22 protein-coding genes and 1 tRNA gene are annotated in these 19,155 nt (G+C 36.8%); 10 read left to right on the forward strand and 13 right to left on the reverse strand.

The window, feature by feature from the left end:
- The first annotated feature begins 48 nt into the window (after window positions 1–48).
- The 9 genes from MV589_RS08405 to MV589_RS08445 all read left to right on the forward strand — a co-directional run bounded on the left by MV589_RS08405 (window position 49) and on the right by MV589_RS08445 (window position 7,656).
- A tRNA-Leu gene (locus MV589_RS08405) sits at window positions 49–132 on the forward strand.
- A gap of 39 nt (window positions 133–171) precedes the next feature.
- Window positions 172–1,050, forward strand: a complete 879-nt coding sequence (gene flgA, locus MV589_RS08410) for a flagellar basal body P-ring formation chaperone FlgA (RefSeq protein WP_297433834.1) — start codon at window positions 172–174, stop codon at window positions 1,048–1,050.
- Complete coding sequence (locus tag MV589_RS08415) at window positions 1,047–1,589, forward strand: UbiX family flavin prenyltransferase (RefSeq protein WP_297433836.1); 543 nt, start codon at window positions 1,047–1,049, stop codon at window positions 1,587–1,589. Before flgA ends, MV589_RS08415 begins: the two co-directional genes overlap by 4 nt.
- Window positions 1,576–2,073 carry a pantetheine-phosphate adenylyltransferase gene (gene coaD / locus MV589_RS08420; RefSeq protein ID WP_297433838.1) on the forward strand — a complete coding sequence of 166 codons (498 nt, stop codon included), beginning with the start codon at window positions 1,576–1,578 and terminating at the stop codon, window positions 2,071–2,073. Before MV589_RS08415 ends, coaD begins: the two co-directional genes overlap by 14 nt.
- Window positions 2,058–2,633: a dTMP kinase gene (gene tmk / locus MV589_RS08425; RefSeq protein ID WP_297433840.1), complete on the forward strand. Its 576-nt coding sequence runs from the start codon at window positions 2,058–2,060 to the stop codon at window positions 2,631–2,633. The genes coaD and tmk overlap by 16 nt, the downstream gene beginning before the upstream one ends.
- A 16-nt stretch (window positions 2,634–2,649) precedes the next feature.
- On the forward strand, window positions 2,650–3,864 hold the full coding sequence (gene hisS / locus MV589_RS08430) for a histidine--tRNA ligase (RefSeq protein ID WP_297433841.1): 1,215 nt from the start codon (window positions 2,650–2,652) through the stop codon (window positions 3,862–3,864).
- A gap of 11 nt (window positions 3,865–3,875) precedes the next feature.
- Window positions 3,876–5,705: a biosynthetic arginine decarboxylase gene (gene speA / locus MV589_RS08435; RefSeq protein WP_297433843.1), complete on the forward strand. Its 1,830-nt coding sequence runs from the start codon at window positions 3,876–3,878 to the stop codon at window positions 5,703–5,705.
- A gap of 9 nt (window positions 5,706–5,714) precedes the next feature.
- Window positions 5,715–6,416, forward strand: a complete 702-nt coding sequence (gene cysE / locus MV589_RS08440; RefSeq protein WP_297433845.1) for a serine O-acetyltransferase — start codon at window positions 5,715–5,717, stop codon at window positions 6,414–6,416.
- A 67-nt stretch (window positions 6,417–6,483) separates the two neighbouring features.
- A complete protein-coding gene (locus MV589_RS08445) occupies window positions 6,484–7,656 on the forward strand; it encodes a pyridoxal phosphate-dependent aminotransferase (RefSeq protein ID WP_297433847.1) in 1,173 nt (390 codons plus the stop codon).
- Window positions 7,657–7,666: 10 nt separating this feature from the next.
- Here the strand turns inward: MV589_RS08445 and MV589_RS08450 are convergent, their stop codons facing one another.
- The 7 genes from MV589_RS08450 to MV589_RS08480 all read right to left on the reverse strand — a co-directional run bounded on the left by MV589_RS08450 (window position 7,667) and on the right by MV589_RS08480 (window position 14,869).
- The gene (locus MV589_RS08450) at window positions 7,667–7,870 is read right to left on the reverse strand and encodes a hypothetical protein (RefSeq protein WP_297433849.1); all 204 of its coding nucleotides are present in this window, start codon (window positions 7,868–7,870) and stop codon (window positions 7,667–7,669) included.
- 18 nt (window positions 7,871–7,888) lie between these two features.
- Entirely contained in the window at window positions 7,889–8,839 is a 951-nt protein-coding gene (lpxD, locus tag MV589_RS08455) for a UDP-3-O-(3-hydroxymyristoyl)glucosamine N-acyltransferase (RefSeq protein ID WP_297433851.1), read from the reverse strand.
- A 4-nt stretch (window positions 8,840–8,843) separates the two neighbouring features.
- Window positions 8,844–9,320 (reverse strand): acetolactate synthase small subunit, encoded by a 477-nt coding sequence (gene ilvN, locus MV589_RS08460; RefSeq protein WP_297433853.1) that lies wholly within the window; start codon window positions 9,318–9,320, stop codon window positions 8,844–8,846.
- The gene (locus tag MV589_RS08465; RefSeq protein ID WP_297433855.1) at window positions 9,320–11,017 is read right to left on the reverse strand and encodes an acetolactate synthase large subunit; all 1,698 of its coding nucleotides are present in this window, start codon (window positions 11,015–11,017) and stop codon (window positions 9,320–9,322) included. The genes ilvN and MV589_RS08465 overlap by 1 nt, the downstream gene beginning before the upstream one ends.
- A gap of 77 nt (window positions 11,018–11,094) precedes the next feature.
- Entirely contained in the window at window positions 11,095–13,221 is a 2,127-nt protein-coding gene (locus tag MV589_RS08470; protein ID WP_297433858.1) for a WD40 repeat domain-containing protein, read from the reverse strand.
- A 4-nt stretch (window positions 13,222–13,225) separates the two neighbouring features.
- Complete coding sequence (gene ilvA / locus MV589_RS08475) at window positions 13,226–14,431, reverse strand: threonine ammonia-lyase (protein ID WP_297433860.1); 1,206 nt, start codon at window positions 14,429–14,431, stop codon at window positions 13,226–13,228.
- Window positions 14,432–14,440: 9 nt separating this feature from the next.
- Complete coding sequence (locus MV589_RS08480; protein ID WP_297433862.1) at window positions 14,441–14,869, reverse strand: CoA-binding protein; 429 nt, start codon at window positions 14,867–14,869, stop codon at window positions 14,441–14,443.
- 103 nt (window positions 14,870–14,972) lie between these two features.
- Between MV589_RS08480 and MV589_RS08485 the strand changes: the two genes are divergently transcribed.
- Window positions 14,973–15,890, forward strand: coding sequence for a hypothetical protein (locus MV589_RS08485; RefSeq protein ID WP_297433864.1), 918 nt, complete (start codon window positions 14,973–14,975; stop codon window positions 15,888–15,890).
- A gap of 5 nt (window positions 15,891–15,895) precedes the next feature.
- On the opposite strand, the gene MV589_RS08490 is transcribed toward MV589_RS08485, so the two are convergent.
- The 6 genes from MV589_RS08490 to MV589_RS08515 all read right to left on the reverse strand — a co-directional run.
- Window positions 15,896–16,348: a YaiI/YqxD family protein gene (locus tag MV589_RS08490; protein ID WP_297433866.1), complete on the reverse strand. Its 453-nt coding sequence runs from the start codon at window positions 16,346–16,348 to the stop codon at window positions 15,896–15,898.
- Window positions 16,342–17,100 (reverse strand): patatin-like phospholipase family protein, encoded by a 759-nt coding sequence (locus MV589_RS08495; RefSeq protein ID WP_297433868.1) that lies wholly within the window; start codon window positions 17,098–17,100, stop codon window positions 16,342–16,344. Before MV589_RS08495 ends, MV589_RS08490 begins: the two co-directional genes overlap by 7 nt.
- Before the next feature lie 320 nt (window positions 17,101–17,420).
- A complete protein-coding gene (locus MV589_RS08500) occupies window positions 17,421–17,666 on the reverse strand; it encodes a hypothetical protein (protein WP_297433870.1) in 246 nt (81 codons plus the stop codon).
- Window positions 17,667–17,738: 72 nt separating this feature from the next.
- Window positions 17,739–17,924 carry a hypothetical protein gene (locus MV589_RS08505; protein WP_297433872.1) on the reverse strand — a complete coding sequence of 62 codons (186 nt, stop codon included), beginning with the start codon at window positions 17,922–17,924 and terminating at the stop codon, window positions 17,739–17,741.
- A gap of 21 nt (window positions 17,925–17,945) precedes the next feature.
- Window positions 17,946–18,689: a TIGR02757 family protein gene (locus MV589_RS08510; protein ID WP_297433875.1), complete on the reverse strand. Its 744-nt coding sequence runs from the start codon at window positions 18,687–18,689 to the stop codon at window positions 17,946–17,948.
- The coding region (locus MV589_RS08515; RefSeq protein ID WP_521966174.1) for an RNA polymerase factor sigma-54 at window positions 18,686–19,155 on the reverse strand (470 nt) is incomplete at its 5' end. The genes MV589_RS08515 and MV589_RS08510, both read right to left, overlap by 4 nt.

Below are 19,155 nucleotides of genomic sequence, written 5' to 3' on the forward strand. Positions count from 1 at the left end.
TTTACTTTTAAGTAAAAAATCACTATTATTTCACTTCAAAGATAAAATGCCAGAGTGATGGAACGGTATACATAGCGGATTCAAAATCCGCCGCCTCGCGGCTTAGGGGTTCAAATCCCCTCTCTGGTACCATCTTTTAACAAATACAAATCCTCAAATTGAGAGATTGTCATGCATATAAAAACAATTCTTTTACTCCTATTTATCTCTTCCTTTTTATATTCACAAAATATTTTAAAAAATGAATATTATATTAAAAATGATTTCGTAATGCTCTCAGATGTAGTGCATAGTGCTAAAACAAATGATAAAAAGCTTTTTTCACTTGAAACAGATAGGCATACAATTAGAGTCAAAACAAGAGAGCTTGTTAAATTATTAAAAAAAAATGGATATAGCGGATATGTCTCAAAACATAGGGGATATATTCAATTTACCAAACGCAGTCCCATCAATAGAAAAAAAATCATTACAAAAATTAGAAAACTTTACAAAACAAAATATAACTCTATTACAATTAAAAACATATCTGTGCAACCAAATGTATATTTGGAAAAACTTCCTTCATCCTATACGGTTCATTTTGAAGAAAAATCTTATCTCTCTAATAAAGGCGTACTTTATATTAAAACACAAGAAAGAAGAAAAATATTTTTTCATTATCTTGTGAATGCAAAAGTTGGTATTTACCAAGCAAAAAGAGATATAAGGAAAGGTACTCATTTAGAAAATAGAAATTGTCAAAAAAAGAGTATAATGTTAGATAAATTTTGGGCTATGCCCGTGCAAGATATAAACAAACATCAATACCAGAGTAAATATAACATTAGAGCTGGGCGTACAATTACAATGCGTAATGTAACAGGTCTTGATTTAGTGAGACGCGGCTCGCGAATCAATGTTTTTATGGGTGATGAAAATATGCAAATTTCTTTTTTGGCAAAAGCTCTACAAAACGGAGAGTTAGGAGAGACTATAAATGTCCTTAACAGAGAAGGAAGAAAAATAAAAGTTGTTGTAACTGGTAAAAACAGAGCAGAGGTAAGATGAAAAAAAGAAAAATTGTAGTGGCTGTTAGTGGCGCAAGTGGTGTCAATATAGGCATAAAAGTTTTAGAACTACTTCCCTCTTCTGTTGAAAAGCATTTTGTGATGTCACAAAATGCAAAAACTGTACTTGATAAAGAGATGAAAAATGTTTATGTTCATGACAATGAAGATATTTCAGCCTCTATAGCTTCGGGCTCTTTTGGAGTTGATGCTATGATAATAGTACCTTGTTCTATGAATACTTTAGCAAAAATTTCCTGTGGCATTGCAGATAATCTTACAACTCGTTGTGCAGCGGTAATGATAAAAGAGCAAAAAAAGCTCATTCTTGCACCTCGTGAGATGCCTTTTTCCCCAATAGCACTTGAAAATATGCATAAACTCTCTTCTCTTGGAATTATCATTGCACCCCCTGTAATGGCGTATTATTCCGAGCAACAGACGCTTGATGAAATGGAAAATTTTGTTATTGGAAAGTGGTTTGATTTGCTTGGAATTGAAAATAGTTTATATAAAAGGTGGCAGAGTGAAGAGTTGTAAAATTGCACTATATCCGGGGACATTTGACCCTATTACAAATGGACATTTTGACATTATTGAACGTGCAGGAAAACTTTTTGATGAGGTTATAGTTGCAATAGCTGAGTCAAAAGATAAAAATCCTATGTTTGATCTTGATGATAGAATCCAGATGGCACGCTTAGCAACTATGAAACTTGATAATGTTCGCGTAGTTGGTTTTAACAATCTCACAATAGAACTCGCACATGAACATGATGCTGGTGTCCTTATTCGCGGGCTTCGTGCGGTAAGTGATTTTGAATATGAACTCCAACTTGGTTACCTTAATAACTCTCTTGATGATACAATTGAGACAGTTTACCTCATGCCAACACTCAAACATGCCTTTGTAAGTTCCTCCATTGTGCGAAATTTACTAAAATTCAATGGAAAAATAGAACATCTTCTTCCTGCAGAGATTCAAGATATGGTTATTCGGACAAGTCAATGTACATTGCTATAGAAGGCATAGATACTGCGGGAAAAAGCACGCAAATAGCAGCACTTGCAAAGCACTTTACAAACGCAGTCATTACAAAAGAACCAGGTGGCACGGCCATAGGCAAAGAGATTCGAGAGATGGTACTCAGTGCCAAAACAAAAAGTAAAAGAGCGGAATTTTTACTCTTTTTAGCAGATCGTGCAGAGCATGTAGCAGAAGTAATCGAGCCAAATCTCGACAAGATGATAATCTCAGACAGAAGTGCGGTGAGCGGTGTTGCTTACGCTCTTATTCAAGGTGACATCGACAAAAAAAGCCTTGTAGAACTTAACAATTTTGCTACAAAGAGTATCTATCCACAAAAGGTCTTCTTACTGCGTTTGACAAAAGAGGAGCTTGAATTTAGACTCTCACAAAAAGAGCTTGACGGCATTGAGCTTCGTGGAAGTAAGTATCTTTTAGCTATTCAAGAGGCAATTATAGAGGCAACAAAGCTTCTGGGACTTGAACTTGTAGAGATCGATGCAACCAAGAGCATAGAGGCTATAACACTAGACATACTAAATAATATTAAAGACTAAAAGGAAAGAAACAGACATGATAAAATCACTCCGTGGAATGAATGACATACTAGAAGAGAATGAGTATAAAAGATTTACATATTTTTTACAAGTTGCTACTGCTGTAGCACAAAGATATGGTTTTCACTACATTGAAACACCTCTTTTAGAAGAGACAGCACTCTTTAAACGCAGCGTTGGCGAGAGTAGTGACATTGTTGGAAAAGAGATGTACCAGTTTATAGATAAAGGTGAAAATGATGTCTGTCTGCGCCCAGAGGGAACTGCAGGTGTGGTTCGTGCTTTTATACAAAAAAAGCTTGACCGTGCAGGTGGTACACACCGCTTTTTCTACTATGGACCTATGTTTCGCTACGAGCGACCACAAAAAGGACGTCTAAGAGAGTTTCATCAGTTTGGTGTAGAGAGTTTTGGGCTTGATAGCGTTTATGAAGATGCTGCGATGATTATGATGGTTGCGGACATTTTAAATGAGCTTGGCGTTGGTTACAGACTCCAACTAAACTCTTTGGGTGATCAAAACTGTATGCCACAGTATCGTGACAGTCTTGTGAGTTTCATTGAGAGTGTTGAAGAGGAGATCTGTGAAGATTGTAAACGCAGAAAAGAGACGAACCCTATTCGTGTGCTTGATTGTAAAAATGAGAAGTGTCAAGCACTCTATGAAAATGCACCAAAACTCATCAATGCACTTTGTGATGGGTGTGAAAGTGACTTCAACAAACTCAAAAAGATCCTTGATGCAAATAACATCGCCTATGAGATAGATACAAACCTTGTCCGTGGACTTGATTACTACTCAAAGACTGCGTTTGAGTTTGTCAGTGACAACATCGGCTCTCAAAGCGCTATAGCAGGTGGTGGAAGGTATGACAGACTTGTAGAATTTCTTGATGGTCGCCCTACTCCTGCTGTTGGTTTTGCTATGGGCATCGAGCGTCTTATTGAGCTTATAGAGATGCCACAAGAAAAACGCAGCGGCTATTATCTTGGTGCTATGGACGATGAGGCGGTTGATCTCATAATCACTACAACACAAAAAAAACGTAAATCTGACAAAGCAACGTGTGAATACCGTGCAAGAAATCTCAAAGCACACCTCAAAAACGCAGACAAAGCAAATGCAAGATACTGCTGTATCATCGGTTCAAATGAACTTGAAAATGGTACGATTTGGGTAAAAGATTTAGAAGAAAAAAGAGAAGAAACAGTTAAACTCAAAGATTTCTAAAGGTCATACAAGTGAATAATTTTGGTTTAAATATCTGGGCAAATAAAAATTTTATTATAGAAGATGGTGAGATAAAACTCAACTATAAATCTATGCCTTCTATTTTAAATATAACAAAAGAGATACGCGAAAATGATGTAAAAGGTCCTATTATTTTACGTTTTCCACATCTAATAAACAAGCAGATACAGACTCTCTACAACTACTTTGAAAAAGCAATAGAAGAAAATTCTTATCAGGGAAAATTTAATGCTGTTTTTCCTCTCAAAGTAAACCAATTTCCAGCTGTTGTAGATGCAATAAGCAAACAAGGTCAAAAGTTTAACTATGGACTTGAAGCAGGAAGTAAAGCAGAACTCATCATTGCTATGAGTGAAACTTCTCATAACGCAAACATTACAGTAAATGGTTTTAAAGACGAAGAGATGGTTACACTCAGTTTTATTGCAGCACAAAGTGGACACAATATTACTGTTACTATTGAAGGACTTAACGAGTTAGAGACCATAATTAATGTTGCCTCAAAACATCATTTAAAAGTTCCAAATATCGGCATACGCGTAAGACTGCATAGTGCGGGCAGTGGTAGCTGGGCAAAAAGCGGTGGAATGGATGCAAAATTTGGACTCACTTCTACAGAGATTATAGAGGCTATAAGTCTGCTCAAAAGTGCGAATCTTTTAGATAAACTCACTATGATTCACTTTCATATTGGCTCACAGATGGCAGATATTGCACCCATTAAAAAAGCGCTGCGTGAAGCGGGAAATATCTATGCAGAGCTTAAGAAAATGGGAGCAGTTTCACTCTCAAGTATAAATATAGGAGGAGGACTTGCAGTTGAGTATGAGCAACACACCAAATCAGACACAAGAAACTACTCCATAGATGAGTTTTCAAGTTCTGTTGTTTTTCTGCTTGGTGAAATTATGGATGCAAAAAATGTAGCACATCCAGATATATTTACAGAATCAGGGCGTTTTGTGGTGGCTTCACATGCGCTGCTTATCACCCCTGTACTAGAGCTTTTTTCACAAGATTACCAAGAGCAGTTGCTTAACTTTAAAGAGGAAAATCCGCCACTTATTGAAGAGCTCATTGAACTCAACCGTCTTTTAAACAATGCAAACTGTATAGAGTATCTCCACGATGCACTTGACCATATGGAGTCACTTTTTACACTCTTTGATTTAGGTTATATTGACCTACAAGACCGTTCAAACGCAGAGATACTCGTCCACAATATCATTAAAAAAGCACTCTATTTAAAATCTTCAAATCCTACAAATGAGCTTGAAGCACTGCAAACAAAGCTCCAAGAACGCTACCTTATAAACGCCTCTATTTTTCAAAGTCTGCCCGATTATTGGGGACTAGGACAACATTTTCCAGTAATGCCAATTCATCATCTCAACACTACGCCACTTCGTGCTGCTTCTTTGTGGGACATAACTTGTGATAGTGATGGAGAGATTGGCTTTAATCCTGAGAAGCCTCTCTATCTTCACGATGTAAACCTTGATGAAGAGGAGTATTTTCTTGGATTTTTTAATGTCGGCGCTTACCAAGAGACCTTAGGTATGAATCACAATCTTTTTACCCATCCAAATGAATATACCATCATCATTAATGATACAGATTATGAAATATCAAACGCAGTCGAATCAAAAAATATTTTACAAATCCTAGAATCTATTGGCTATGACGGCAATAATATTGTAACAAAACTTAATTCAGAACTTGAAAATAGTGAATTTATTGCAGAAAAAGAAAAAAGTGATACACTTGCGATATTAAAAAAACTTTTAAGTCAAAATGGCTATTTAAGAACTACAAACTAAAGGATAAAAATGGGTGTTTTTGCAAATATTAGAGAAGACTTTGCCAACGCTTATAAAAATGATCCAGCACTCAATTCTAGACTTGATTTTATATTTAACTATCCTGGTGTTTGGGCTGTTGCATGGTATAGAGTAGCACATAAACTTTATACTTCTAACTTCAAAAGAACAGCAAGAATCATTATGGGCATAAACCAAATTCTTACAAATATTGACATCCATCCTGCTGCAGTTATTGGTAGTCGTGTTTTTATTGACCATGGTGTCGGTGTTGTCATTGGAGAAACAGCCATTGTAGAAGATGATGTGCTCATTTATCAGGGAGTTACTCTTGGTGGTGTTTCACTCATACACGGCAAACGCCATCCTACAATCAGAAAAGGCGCAGTTATTGGTGCTGGAGCAAAAATACTTGGCAATATTGAAATTGGAGAGTATGCAAAAGTTGGCGCAAACTCTGTTGTTGTTAAAGCCGTTCCAGATTGTTCTACTGCTATTGGTATTCCTGCGCATATCATCGAAAAAGGAAGATGTAAAGACCCTTTTATGCACAATATGCTTCCTGATATTAATAAAGAGATGTTTGAATATATGCTAAAAAGGGTTGCTGTACTTGAGCATATTCTTATCAAAGATCACCATGAGTTACTCGATCAAGATTTAGAACTTGAAAATATCTACGAATCTTTCATAAAATCTATGAAAAGTTAATCTCTCTAAACTTATCTATACAATAGTTTTAGTATAATTCCTTTAATATTTCGCTTAAAGGGTTTTTATGCTAACAAAACGCATCAATACACTATCTGAATCAATTACAATCGCTGTTTCTGCACTTGCACAAGAGCTAAAAGATGAAGGAAAAGACATCTTAAGCTTTTCTGCTGGTGAACCAGACTTTGATACACCTCAAGTTATTAAAGATGCGGCAATAACCGCCATTAATGATGGTTTTACAAAATATACTGCTGTTGATGGAATTCCTGCACTTAAAGCTGCAGTTGCAAACAAACTCAAACGAGACAATAATCTTGAATATACACCAAAGCAAATTATAGTTAGTAATGGTGCAAAACACTCTTTGTTTAATCTTTTTTCAGCAACTATTGAAGATGGTGCGGAGGTTATTATTCCTGCACCTTACTGGGTTACGTATCCTGAACTTGTAAAATATTGTGGTGGAAAAGTTGTAGAGATCCAAACAAGTGATGAGACTGCGTTTAAAATCACACCTGAACAACTCAAAGATGCAATTACACCAAAAACTAAGATGTTAGTACTTACTACGCCATCAAATCCTACTGGTGCAATTTATTCAAAAGAAGAACTGGCTGCGCTTGGAGAAGTTTTAAAAGGTACAGACATCATTGTTGCTAGTGATGAGATGTATGAAAAACTTACTTATGATGGTGAATTTACCTCTGCTGCTGCAATTAGTGAAGATATGTTTAAACGAACTGTTACTATTAATGGTCTTAGTAAATCTGTTGCAATGACAGGTTGGAGATTTGGATATATGGCAGCTTACGATACGGAGCTTATTCAAGCAACGAAAAAACTACAGTCTCAAAGTACATCAAACATCTCTTCTATTACACAATATGCTGCTATTGCTGGTCTTAATGGTTCTGCCGATGAAGATGTGGCGATGATGAGAAAAGAGTTTATAAAACGCCGTGATGAAGCGGTAGAACTTTTCAATGCTGTAGAGGGTCTTAGTGTTTTAAAACCAGATGGTGCATTTTATCTCTTTGTAAATATTCAAGAAGTAAGCAATGATTCACTTAACTTTGCAAAAGATTTACTTGCAAGTAAAGGTGTTGCAGTTGTTCCTGGCGTTGGTTTTGGAAGTGAAGGCTACTTTAGATTTAGTTTTGCGACAGGCATGACAACTATAAGAGAAGGAATAAAAAGAATAGCTGAGTTCACTGAAGAACTCAAAAATAAGTAGGTTTTAAAACCTACTTTAACGCTAATAAAGCTTCTATAACTGCATCAATATTTTCAAGTGGAATATGCACCTTCCACTCTGGTTCATTAGAATTTCCCGCTAAAGAGATACCTACACTTGCTACAGAACCACTCCCTGCCCCATAAGGCTCTTCAATTTTTGTTACAGAAATAACACCGTTTTTTGTACCGTTTAATGGAATTGTTTTTGACATCCCTCACTCCTTCTAGTTTTATTTAACAAGTTTAGCAAGTTTTGCCTGAAGTTTAAGCCACTGTCTATGTCCCATCAAAGGAAAACCTGCATAAGTCTTACCTGGTTCTTTTATGGAACTTGTAATACCACTACGCGCTGCAAAGGTAGAAAATGGTGCAACTTCTAAATGTCCAGCAGCTGCAGCTTGACCACCCATGACAACATTGCGTCCAAGTTTTGTAGAACCTGCAAGACCAGATTGAGAAACCATTACGCTATATTCTCCTATCTCACAGTTATGCCCAATTTGGACAAGATTGTCGATACGTGTACCTTTTTTAATAAGTGTTGCACCAAATACAGCACGGTCAATGCTCGTGTTACTGCCAATTTCGACATCATCTTCAACAACTACATTTCCATTTTGATAAATCTTTTTATGTTCGCCCATATTGTTGGTAGCAAATCCAAAACCATCAGAACCAATAACGCTGTTTGCATGAATAATACACTCATTTCCAATTTTACAGTCTCTATAAACAGTAACACTTGGATATAAAATAGTATTGTCACCAATAACAGCTTCAGTACCTACATAAACATGTGCCAAAATTGTACAATTTTCACCAATCACTGCACCGTTTGCTATTTCAGCTTTAGCAGATACCTTAGAGCCTTTACCAATGATGGCTACAGGTAAATTTTCATCTTCAATAACAGGAGCAAAATATTTTGACAAAATTGCCATAGACCAGTAAGGATTTGCAACAACAAGCGCCAAAGAGTCAGAAGGAACTTCATTCTTTACATCTTCAGAGACAATTACGGCTGCTGCGTTTGTCTCTTTTATATCTTTAACATATTTTGCATTAGAGACAAAAGAGAGTTCATTTTTTTTTGCATCTTTTAAGGTATTCATACCTATAATCTCTATATCAGAGCCTTGAAATTCTGCGCCAATTATGGAAGCTATTTCACTTAATTTCATTTTATTATCTCTCAAGTGCAACAGCACCGCTGCGCACTATCTCTTTTGGATTGTAGCGTTTTACTGCACAAAGAAAATTATCAATGCGTTTTGGTTCATCTGAAACCATTGCAATAACTACATTTTCACCAACATTTACAATTTTTCCATTGTATGCTTCACAGATGGTATTAATATCGCTCAAATTTTCACTGATTGGAAACTTAATAAGTGCCATCTCTTTTTCAACCATATCTTCATGTTCATACACACGTAAAACAGGAATAAGTTTATGCAACTGTTTAGTAATTTGCTCAATTACACGCACACTTCCTGAAGTAACAATTGTCAAACGAGAGTATTTACTCTCAGGAATTGGTGCAACAGTAAGTGAAGTAATATTATAACCACGACCGGAAAACAGATCAGTAATACGAGACAAAACACTTGCCTCATTAACAACGATAACCGAAACTACTCTTCTTGCATTGTTGTCATTCATTATTTACTCTCCTTTTTCTCTAATAACATCATATTAAATAGACTTCCACCTGATGGAACCATAGGCATTACATTCTCAAATCGTTCCACTTTTACCTCTATAAACGCAACAACATCTTTTTTAATTGCATCTTGAAGCGCCGCGTCAAACTCCTCTTTTGTAGTAACTCTGTATCCAATTCCACCAAATGCTTCTGCAAGTTTTACAAAGTTTGGCTGTACTGACAAATCTGTCTCAGAGTGGCGCTTGTCATAGAAAAGTGTCTGCCATTGACGCACCATTCCAAGAAAATTATTGTTTAAAATGATGTTAATAACAGGCAGTTTTTTCTCAACTGCAGTCATAAGTTCTTGACAATTCATAAGGATTGAGCCATCACCAGTAAAGTTTATACTCGTTTTTTCAGGAGCTGCCGCTTTTACACCAATTGCTGCTGGAAAACCAAAACCCATTGTTCCAAGTCCACCAGAACTAATAAACTGACGCGGTCTGCTAAATGGATAAAACTGCGCTGTCCACATTTGATGTTGTCCAACATCTGTAGAGATATTTGCATCGTCACCAAGCAACTCACCAACACGCTCAATAACCCATTGAGGCTTAAGTCTCTCACTGTCTTCATAGTAAGTGAGTGGATGTAACTCATTAAAATTAATAATAGTCTCTCTCCACTGCTCATAATTTTGTGCATCAATCACTGAAGATTGCGCAAGCATATCATTTACAACATTTTTGATATCTCCAACAATTGGAAAGTTTGCATTTACAAGTTTAGAGATACTAGCAGGATCTATATCTACATGAATAACTGTAGCATTTTTTGCAAATTCCGAGAGTTTCCCAGTTACACGGTCATCAAATCTAGCACCTAAAGCAATGACCATATCAGTCTCACTCATCGCCATATTTGCCGCGTAAGAACCATGCATACCAAGCATACCAATAAGTAGCGCATCATCATGGACAAGTGTTCCACGCGCCATAAATGTCTCAACTGCAGGAATACCGGTTTTATGTACTAGTTCACGCACTTCGTCTGCTGCGTTTGAATTAATAATACCACCACCAAGATAAAAAACAGGACGCTTAGAGTTTGCTATTGCCTGTATCGCTTTTTTAATTTGGCGAGGATTTCCTTTTGTATGTGGTTTATAAGTCTCTAAATCAAGCTTAATGTCATAATTATACTCTGCAATCTGTGCTGTAACATCTTTTGGAATATCAACATGAACAGGACCAGGACGACCACTTCTTGCAATATAAAATGCCTCTTTTAAAATGCGTGGAAGATCTGCTGCATCTGTTACAAGATAGTTGTGTTTTGTACATGAACGACTTATACCAACAGCATCAATCTCTTGAAATGCATCAGTACCGATAAGGCTCATAGGAACTTGTCCCGAGATAACAACTAAAGGAATAGAGTCCATATAAGCATCTGCTAAACCTGTAACTGCGTTTGTAAACCCAGGACCACTTGTAATCATAGCAACACCGACTTTTGCACTGACTTTTGCGTAACCCTCAGCAGCATGAACTGCTGCTTGCTCATGACGAGTTAAAATATGACGAAATTTATCTTGTTTGTAAATTGCATCATATACATTCATAATTGCCCCACCAGGGTAGCCAAATACTGTATCTACACCCTCAGCAATTAACGCTTCAATGACCATCTGTGCACCACTAATTTGCATGAAAAGTCTCCTAGAAATATTATATTTTAAAAATTGCCAGATTTTACTCAAAAAGAGCTATATTTGAGGTTAAAATTTCAGTCTAAAATTGAATTTACTATCATAGAAGGTCTCCACATGGCCAAAGAGCCTTTTGTTAGGAGTTCGGAATTTAATTTTGAAGTGGGGTATTTCTCCTTAAACGCAGTGAAAAAGCTCTCTATCTGCTCTTGCAAACCAAAATTTAAAATGTAATTTTTAATGCCATTTTCAAGTTCTGCCTGTGACTCTCCAGCTTGCAGAGCATTTTCCAACTGTACTATGTATGTCCATGCAAAAATAGTCGCCAAAGATCTATATTTGGAACTTATATTTATATACTTTGCCAAACTCTTTTGCACACTATGAGCATCTCCAAGAGCAGCAAAAGTGTTTGCCTTTTGTAGGTCTGTATTCCACTTTTCATGCAGCTCCTTTCCCTCATTGCTAAGAAGTAACTCTTCTGCTATAGCCATCATATTGTAGGCTGTTGTAATGTCATCATTCTCAATGGTATTGAAAAATTTCTGCTTGGATACAAGCTCTTTCATAAGTATTTGTGCTTCTTCTTTGAAGTCTGTAAAGTCCGTTAAAATTCTCAAAATTTTAATAGCCGAATGGGTATCACCCTCTTGCAAAAATTTATTTGCCTTTATATAAAGTGTATCAGCATACTTCATCAAAGCGTCATACTCGGGAAACTCTTTTAAAAAAGGGTTATGTTTAATAAGTTCAAAACAGACCTTGAAGTCTTTTTGTCCTATTGCCACACGAAAACGCTTGTATATTTCCCCTTTGCTCATCACTTCTTGAATAAACTTTGTCTTCTCAGTTATTCCTCTATAGGGAGTTAAAAGTTCTTGTGCTTTTGCCATACTTTTTTGGTCAAGCGCATATTTTTGTGCAGTAATAAGACTCTTTTTCCACCTATTTTCTAAGGCTTTATATATTTTTGACTCTTTATAAATAGGATATGTATTTACCAAGTTATATGCAACAGTCAGCTTTCCCTCTTGTGCACTCTGTTTAAATTTATCAAAATGTTCATAATCTTTAAATAGTTTTTGAATTATTCTATTTTTTACAGGTATATTTTGAAAACTTTTTACAAGAGCGTGAGCAGTTTTCTTATCTCCATTTTCAAGCAATATTTTTGCTTTTTCAAAGCTATGTTTCCAAAAATTTGAAACCAATCCAGCAATTTTTGTAAATTGCAATACCGGATTTTTTTCAATTTCAAGATGAATAGCTTCAAAATTTTTCACTTTTAAAAGTGCTTTGAGTTTTTCTTGCCCCTCATAAATATCATAACGAGTTACAAAACCATCTTCAGTGCCTATTATTAGATGTTTGCTCTGCGTGTCAAACTCTAATGCCGTAACCATAGAAGAGATCTTAATATATTTTTCGGAGAGTTGCTGATATGTATCTAACTGATAAAGTAAAATATAGCCCAGTTCTGTTGCTAAAAAGAGAAGATTCTCCTCTGTTGCAACACAAATTTGTGTTACATCATCATGCACACCCTTTAGTTTGTGTATGATTTTATTGGTATGAATATCCCAGACAATTGCAGAAGATTTTTTATCTATACTTAGAAGCTCATTTTGTGAAAGAAATTCTAATTTCACTACAGGTGCAGAGTGCCCGGTAAATTTCTCTACAGGTGTCATCGTAACAAGATTAAAAAGAGAGACTTTTCTGTCATAGCTTGCAACTGCTACCCAGTTTGCATTTTGAGAAAAGGCTATGTCATTTATGGTGTCGGTATGCATAGGAAGTGTAAAAACGAGCTTACCACTTTTGGTATCTATTGCAAAAGTTTTCCCATCATCTCCACATGAAAACATAAAACGAGAAAGAGGATCTATACCAACACACGAAACCTCTCCGTGGTGTCTTTTAACCATACCCAACACTTTTTTTGTCTCAGCACTATAGAGTAAAGACTCCCTTGCATTTGCAGAGAGTGTTGCAAAATACTTGCTATCACGACTATAGTCTACAACTTGTGTTTTGTAGTGTTGATGTGTAATTCCAACTTTAAAACCATTGATAAGTTCAAGTGTCTCTACATTTAAAATACGTACCACACTATCAGCATTAATAGCTGCCAAAGTATTGTTGTCGAGTATTTTTAATAAAATAACTGGCTTAGATACAGTTTGGCTGTTTACAACTTTCATATCTCTAGTGCTCTCTTAAGTATCCCTCAGATTTAAGAGCTCTTCGTATCTCTTCTTGATGCTCTTTTCCTTTTGTCTCCATATGTACAGTCACATTTGCATCCCCATAATCAAGAGAGATAGATGTTCTGTCATACGCAATGTGAACAATGTTTGCGTTTAGCTCTTGAAGTATCTCCGTAAAACGCATTAAAGAGCCCGGCTTGTCAATAAGTGTGACCGTAACTTTCATCTTACGATGCGATTTCAAAAGACCTTTCTCGATGATAACTGACAGCAGTGTGACATCCATATTTCCGCCACTAAGCACCACAGCTACATTTTTTCCTTTTAAATGCTCTAACTTATGATGCAGCAATGCAGCCACACCAACAGCACCAGCACCCTCAACAACAAGCTTTTGCTTCTCTAAAAGATACAAAATGCCACTCGCTATCTCTTCATCATCTACACCTATCATCTCATCAACACATTCAAGTGCCGTTGCAAGTGTCATAGGGGAAGTGTCACGCACTGCTATGCCATCGGCAATGGTGCGAACACTTGTAGTATCTACCGCTTTTTTAAGCTCATATGAGTTCTTAAACGCAGGAGCACCTTTTGCACTTACACCTATTACTTTTGTAGATGGAGAGAGTGCTTTTATGGCACTTGCCATACCGCCTATAAGCCCACCGCCACCAACTGGTATTAAAACAGCGTCAAGCGTTTGGCATTTGTCTAAAATTTCTAATGCAACAGTTCCCTGCCCTGCCATAACCTCTTCATCTTCAAAAGGATGCACAAAAGTAAGATGATTTTTCTCACCATACTCTTTGGCATAAGCATAAGCTTCATCGTAATTTGTGCCTGCTAAAATCACCTCTGCACCGTAGTGTTTCACGCCGTCTATTTTTGTAAGCGGTGTAGACTCGGGCATAACAATGACAGCTTTTGTATCAAACGCAGCGGCAGAGTAGGCAACGCCTTGTGCATGGTTTCCTGCACTTGCAGCTACTACACCAGCTGCTCTTTGTGCATCGCTAAGTGTTGCCAATTTATTGTAAGCCCCACGAAGTTTAAATGCACCGGTAATCTGCAGATTCTCTTTTTTAAGGTAAACATTACACCCTGCCTCTTCGCTCAAATAGGGAGCATACGAAAAAGGAGTGTTTACTGCAACATCTTTGATGCGCTCTTGTGCTGCTTGTATCTTTGTAAGTTCTATCAATGAAACTCCCTAGTAAAGATTTCTATGGTCAACCATAGAGCATTGATTTTGCACAACTTTCATACCGGCATCTTCTGCTTTTTTCGCCGCTTCATTGTTCACTATGCCTTTTTGTGCCCAAAATACTTTCACATCACCACGAGCGATGCATGTATCGGCAATAGCATCAAGTGCAGCAGGCTTTCTAAAAATATCTACCATATCGACCTGATCAGGAATCTCCGCCAAAGATGTGTAAACCTTTTCACCTAAAATAGTATCACCTTTTGGATATACAGGAATGATTTTATACCCATGAGCCTGCAAATATGCAGCAACTCTATGAGAATCTTTTGTCGCATCAGGAGAAAGACCCAAAACTGCAATGGTCTTCACCGTATCAAAAATCTCTTTTACTTCATCCATATTTGAATTTACTGTAGGGAACTCACACTCCATAATTACATCCTTTTGTCAATGATATTTTAATTTTGGTGATTATAGCTAAAAAGAGCTTATGTGAAAATCCAAATATATGCTATGATCCGCTGTAGGAGAGAAAATGAAAGCACTATTTCTTATTTGTCTGTTGTTTGTTTTTGGTACTTGTTCTAATGGGGTGAAACATAGTTTTGCAAATGTTTGGTCTCAACTTGAGTCAGACCCTTATATAAAACTGCCACAAACAGAAGTTTCTTACTTTAAGCTCTCTAAAGATGGGGAAAATATTATTTTAGAAAATGCAATTCGAACGCTAAATGACGACTCTGACTTACTAGAGCCTTTTGAAAAATTAGCACACCCTAATGGCATCTGTTTTAAAGGGGTATGGAAGATAGAAAAAGAAAATCCTTATGGCGGCTACTTTAAAAAAGGGAGTGAGTCACTCATTATTGCAAGGGCTTCAACGGCTATGAGTCATACAAAGAGTAGCAGCACTCGCGCCTTTGGCTTTGCAGGTAAACTTTTTGGTACTATGAACCCTCAGCAAGTAAATGTAACACCAAGTGCAAACTTCTTTCTCATCGATGATTTGGGTGGCACTGACGCTGCGTTTTATAGAGACGTTTCACTGATCAACGAACCATCTGTAAGTATTACCTATGAAGTAGTCAAAAATCTAGCCTATGCAATGAAAGTCTCTTCTTCTTTTTCAGAGGCAAACAAGAACCCTACAATAAGACAACTGTATGAGATTTCTTATATGGGCGAAGATTCAAAAGAGGGTATTTTAACTCCAAAATGGATGAAAATAGAGATCTCAAAATCTAATGTATCAAACGCTAAAGATTTTCGAGATGAGTTGAAAATAGAAGATGGGCAAGAGTTAGTTTTTGACATCTCTGTTTCGAGTGAAATTATCGATGAAAAGAGAGTATGGCAAAAAATTGGAAAGATTATTTTAGACACTTCGGTGGTTTCTGAATCTTGTGACAAACGTTTACATTTTCATCATCCGAAGTTTAGAGATAATTTATAGAATATCTATTTCATATACTTCTGTAAAAACATATTCAACTGATTTGCGAAATGCTCTGCATCTTTTTGCCCAAAAGCTTTTGGTCCTTTGGTGGTTTCTCCCATCTCTCGTATGCTCTCCATCAGGTTTCGCATCGCCAAATATTGTTTGATGTTGTCTTCACTGTAGAGCTCACCTCTGTGGTCTATGGCGTGGGCATTTTTGCTTATGATTCTGTCTGCTAGTGGGATGTCCGCGGTGATGACCAAATCGCCCTCTTCTGCCATTTCTACTATTTTGTGGTCGGCTTCATCCGCTCCGGCTTCTACAATGATGTAGTGGATGTTTGGTGATTTACCTATGTTTATTTTTTTGTTTGCAACTGCGTAGGTCTCTATGGCGTATTTATCTATTTGACGTAAGACTATAGGCTTTAAAAGGTTGGGAAACGCATCTCCGTCTATGTACATTTTTAACATAAAATCTCTCTCATATCTTCCACTCCAAGGGCATAAGCTTTGTCTAAGTCTCTAAAAGAGAAGATTTTAACATCATTTAGCTTTTCATTGCTTAGATAGAGATGGCACAGTTCACTTTTTTTATAATACTGACTCTGCCAAGCAGTATGTATGTTCTTTTTCAGCCATCCAAAAATACTTTTTGGTATATATCTCTGTTTGGGATGGAGGTTTATTCCTATGATGGGCATGTTATATTTTTGCAACTCCTCTACAGGAAAGTTATCTACCACGCCACCATCGACATATATCTTGCCATGCAAAGAAACGGGCTGAAAAAGAGGAGCGATGGAGCACGATGCCAAAACAAGCTCTTTAAGATCCTCTCCTCTGCTGCAATGTAGTGCCGACTCGTCCGCAACATCACACACGCAAACGCTCAGCGGAATTGACAACTCTTCAAACGCAGCTCTGTCTATAAGCTTCTCAATAACCTTTGCAGCATAGTCAATCTTAAAAATGTAACCTTTTCCAAGACTCAGTTTAAATACACGCCGAAACTCTTTGGACTTTAGCACGTTAAATATATCATCGGCACTCCTGCCACACGCTAAAGATGCACCTATAAGCGCGCCAATACTTGTACCACTAATGGCTTTTATGCCTATGTTATGCTCTTGTAAAACCGATATAACCCCTAAATGGTACGCACCACGCGCTGCGCCACCAGAGAGACAAAGTGCTACTTCTTTTGGAAACTCACTCTTTTTCATTTTGATGCTCCTAAAGTTTTGTCAATTTACAACTTGGAGTAATGGTTTGTTTTGATTAAAAATATTTAAAATTTCAATACTATTTTCTTCTAGGTTGACCTCATAATTTATTGTATGCTTTTTATATATTAAATCTCTCATATTTTTATCATTAAAATAAATGGATTGCCTATATTTATAGGGAAAGTTTGGAATATTTTTGATGAGTTTATCTAACTATTTTTGAAAGTTTTTACTAGCGCTGACTTTATCCTTGGCAATATTTTGCAAAGTTACCAAAAAATTTATTTGAAATTTTCTTGAACGAATTATCTTCATATTTATTTTTCAAGTTCTGAAAAAAACTGTTCTATTTCTTTTTCATATTGTTCTTCTGATAACATCTCCATCTTACCACTTTTAACAGCATCTCTAATTTGATGAAGTTCTTTTTTTCTCTCATAAAAATAAGGATCATATTCTAAATTTGTATCTTTTTTTATTATTATGCTGTCACTATGGTTGTTAACATAGTTCATGAAATCACTAACATAATCATCTTGAACCTGAATCGCTATATTTTGCATAATATACTCCAATCTTTAATTAGGTACATTATAACAAAAATTTACTAAATCTTATTTGTCACTTTTCAATAATTATGTTTGAAATTCTTTAAGAAGCCTATAGATATTTTCTTTTGCAGAACCTTCGTTAGCAAGTTGCGATCTTTTAATTCCAGCAAATACATCAAGTTGTAAAACCATCATTGGATTAGTTGAAGAAGTCCATGAAAGAGTTGTTTCAGAGTATGTTAATTGCAAGATTTTGCCAATAACAAACAAATTATTCCTTAAAGCATATTCTCACGCCAACCCTTCCTGCCCCAAACGATAAAGAGCAAAGTCATACTTTAAAGGGTCCTCTGCATCAAAACTTTTTAGCGTCTGTGTCAGTTCAAACGCAGCTTCAAGGTCGTAGGTTTTTCTTTTGAGCAGTCCTAAACGCAACCCTACATTAAAAGTGTGTGTATCGAGTGGAATTATCAAGTCTGCTTTATTTACACCACTCCACAGCCCCATATCTATGTTGTCTTTTCGTACTACCCAGCGTAAAAACATCATCCAGCGTTTGAGTGCCCCTGCTCCCTTGCGTTTAGTCGTTACATTTCCAAGTAAAAAGGTATAGCCTCTTGAGTTGTGTGGGTAGAGTTCTCTGAGTCGGCTTATGAGAGCGTTTAGCCCATCTATTACACTGCGTTTAGGAGTATAATTCTCTACAAAAACATCCTCAAGCGTTGTCACTGCGTTTAGCCTTTTGAGTGCTATAAAAAGAGCGATGATGTCCTCACTCTTTTGAAATCTGTAGTAGTGATTTTGCAACGCTTTTGCTATCTCTTCATCACTTTTTTGCAACAGTGAGAAGTCCAAAGAGTCCAAAAACTTTACTATTTGAGTAACATTTCCATAAGAGAAGAGCGCACAAATAAGTGCGATATTTGCATCATTGTAGCGTTTGGCAACGATGATGGGGTCGAGCTTTTCGCTGCTTACTTCATCGCTTTTGTTGCGTTTGACAACTTCGGCATCAAGTCTTGCTTTTATACTCATGAGAGTCCGAGTTTGTAGAGCTTTTTACGCTCACTTGAACCTGCAATGTTGAGCTGTTTTCTGTACTTTGCAATGGTTCTACGCACCATTTTTACTTTGAATTTTTCTTGAATGAGATCGAGCAGCTTCATATCGCTCAGCGGTTTTTCTCTGCTCTCCTCTTTTATAAGCCCAATCAAAAACTCTTTTATGGCTGCGTTTGAGACATCTTCATCTATGGCTGTGGTGAAGAACTCCTTCATAGCAAGCACACCTCTGTCACACGCTATGTACTTGTTGGCAATGGCGCGTGAAATGGTTGAAGGGTTATGTCCAAACTCATCTGCCAAAGTCTTGAGAGTCAGCGGCATTATCTGTCCGCCTGTAAAGAAGTCGTACTGGTACTCAACTATCATCAGCCCTACTTTGTAGAGCGTTGCTTTTCGCATATCGAGCGCATCTACAAGTGATTTTGCCTCTTTTATCT

The sequence above is a fragment of the Sulfurimonas sp. genome, assembly GCF_026991475.1.
Taxonomy (GTDB): domain Bacteria; phylum Campylobacterota; class Campylobacteria; order Campylobacterales; family Sulfurimonadaceae; genus Sulfurimonas.

What these genes read in the sequence shown, in the direction of transcription:
- cysE (WP_297433845.1), top strand. Translation starts at nt 5,715, where the DNA reads ATGGGTGTTTTTGCAAATATTAGAGAAGACTTTGCCAACGCTTATAAA.
- MV589_RS08445 (WP_297433847.1), top strand. Translation starts at nt 6,484, where the DNA reads ATGCTAACAAAACGCATCAATACACTATCTGAATCAATTACAATCGCT.
- flgA (WP_297433834.1), top strand. Translation starts at nt 172, where the DNA reads ATGCATATAAAAACAATTCTTTTACTCCTATTTATCTCTTCCTTTTTA.
- MV589_RS08465 (WP_297433855.1), bottom strand. Translation starts at nt 11,017, where the DNA reads ATGCAAATTAGTGGTGCACAGATGGTCATTGAAGCGTTAATTGCTGAG.
- MV589_RS08510 (WP_297433875.1), bottom strand. Translation starts at nt 18,689, where the DNA reads ATGAGTATAAAAGCAAGACTTGATGCCGAAGTTGTCAAACGCAACAAA.
- ilvN (WP_297433853.1), bottom strand. Translation starts at nt 9,320, where the DNA reads ATGAATGACAACAATGCAAGAAGAGTAGTTTCGGTTATCGTTGTTAAT.
- MV589_RS08500 (WP_297433870.1), bottom strand. Translation starts at nt 17,666, where the DNA reads ATGCAAAATATAGCGATTCAGGTTCAAGATGATTATGTTAGTGATTTC.
- MV589_RS08415 (WP_297433836.1), top strand. Translation starts at nt 1,047, where the DNA reads ATGAAAAAAAGAAAAATTGTAGTGGCTGTTAGTGGCGCAAGTGGTGTC.
- MV589_RS08485 (WP_297433864.1), top strand. Translation starts at nt 14,973, where the DNA reads ATGAAAGCACTATTTCTTATTTGTCTGTTGTTTGTTTTTGGTACTTGT.
- MV589_RS08490 (WP_297433866.1), bottom strand. Translation starts at nt 16,348, where the DNA reads ATGTTAAAAATGTACATAGACGGAGATGCGTTTCCCAACCTTTTAAAG.
- tmk (WP_297433840.1), top strand. Translation starts at nt 2,058, where the DNA reads ATGTACATTGCTATAGAAGGCATAGATACTGCGGGAAAAAGCACGCAA.
- MV589_RS08450 (WP_297433849.1), bottom strand. Translation starts at nt 7,870, where the DNA reads ATGTCAAAAACAATTCCATTAAACGGTACAAAAAACGGTGTTATTTCT.
- MV589_RS08470 (WP_297433858.1), bottom strand. Translation starts at nt 13,221, where the DNA reads ATGAAAGTTGTAAACAGCCAAACTGTATCTAAGCCAGTTATTTTATTA.
- MV589_RS08480 (WP_297433862.1), bottom strand. Translation starts at nt 14,869, where the DNA reads ATGGAGTGTGAGTTCCCTACAGTAAATTCAAATATGGATGAAGTAAAA.
- hisS (WP_297433841.1), top strand. Translation starts at nt 2,650, where the DNA reads ATGATAAAATCACTCCGTGGAATGAATGACATACTAGAAGAGAATGAG.
- lpxD (WP_297433851.1), bottom strand. Translation starts at nt 8,839, where the DNA reads ATGAAATTAAGTGAAATAGCTTCCATAATTGGCGCAGAATTTCAAGGC.
- MV589_RS08495 (WP_297433868.1), bottom strand. Translation starts at nt 17,100, where the DNA reads ATGAAAAAGAGTGAGTTTCCAAAAGAAGTAGCACTTTGTCTCTCTGGT.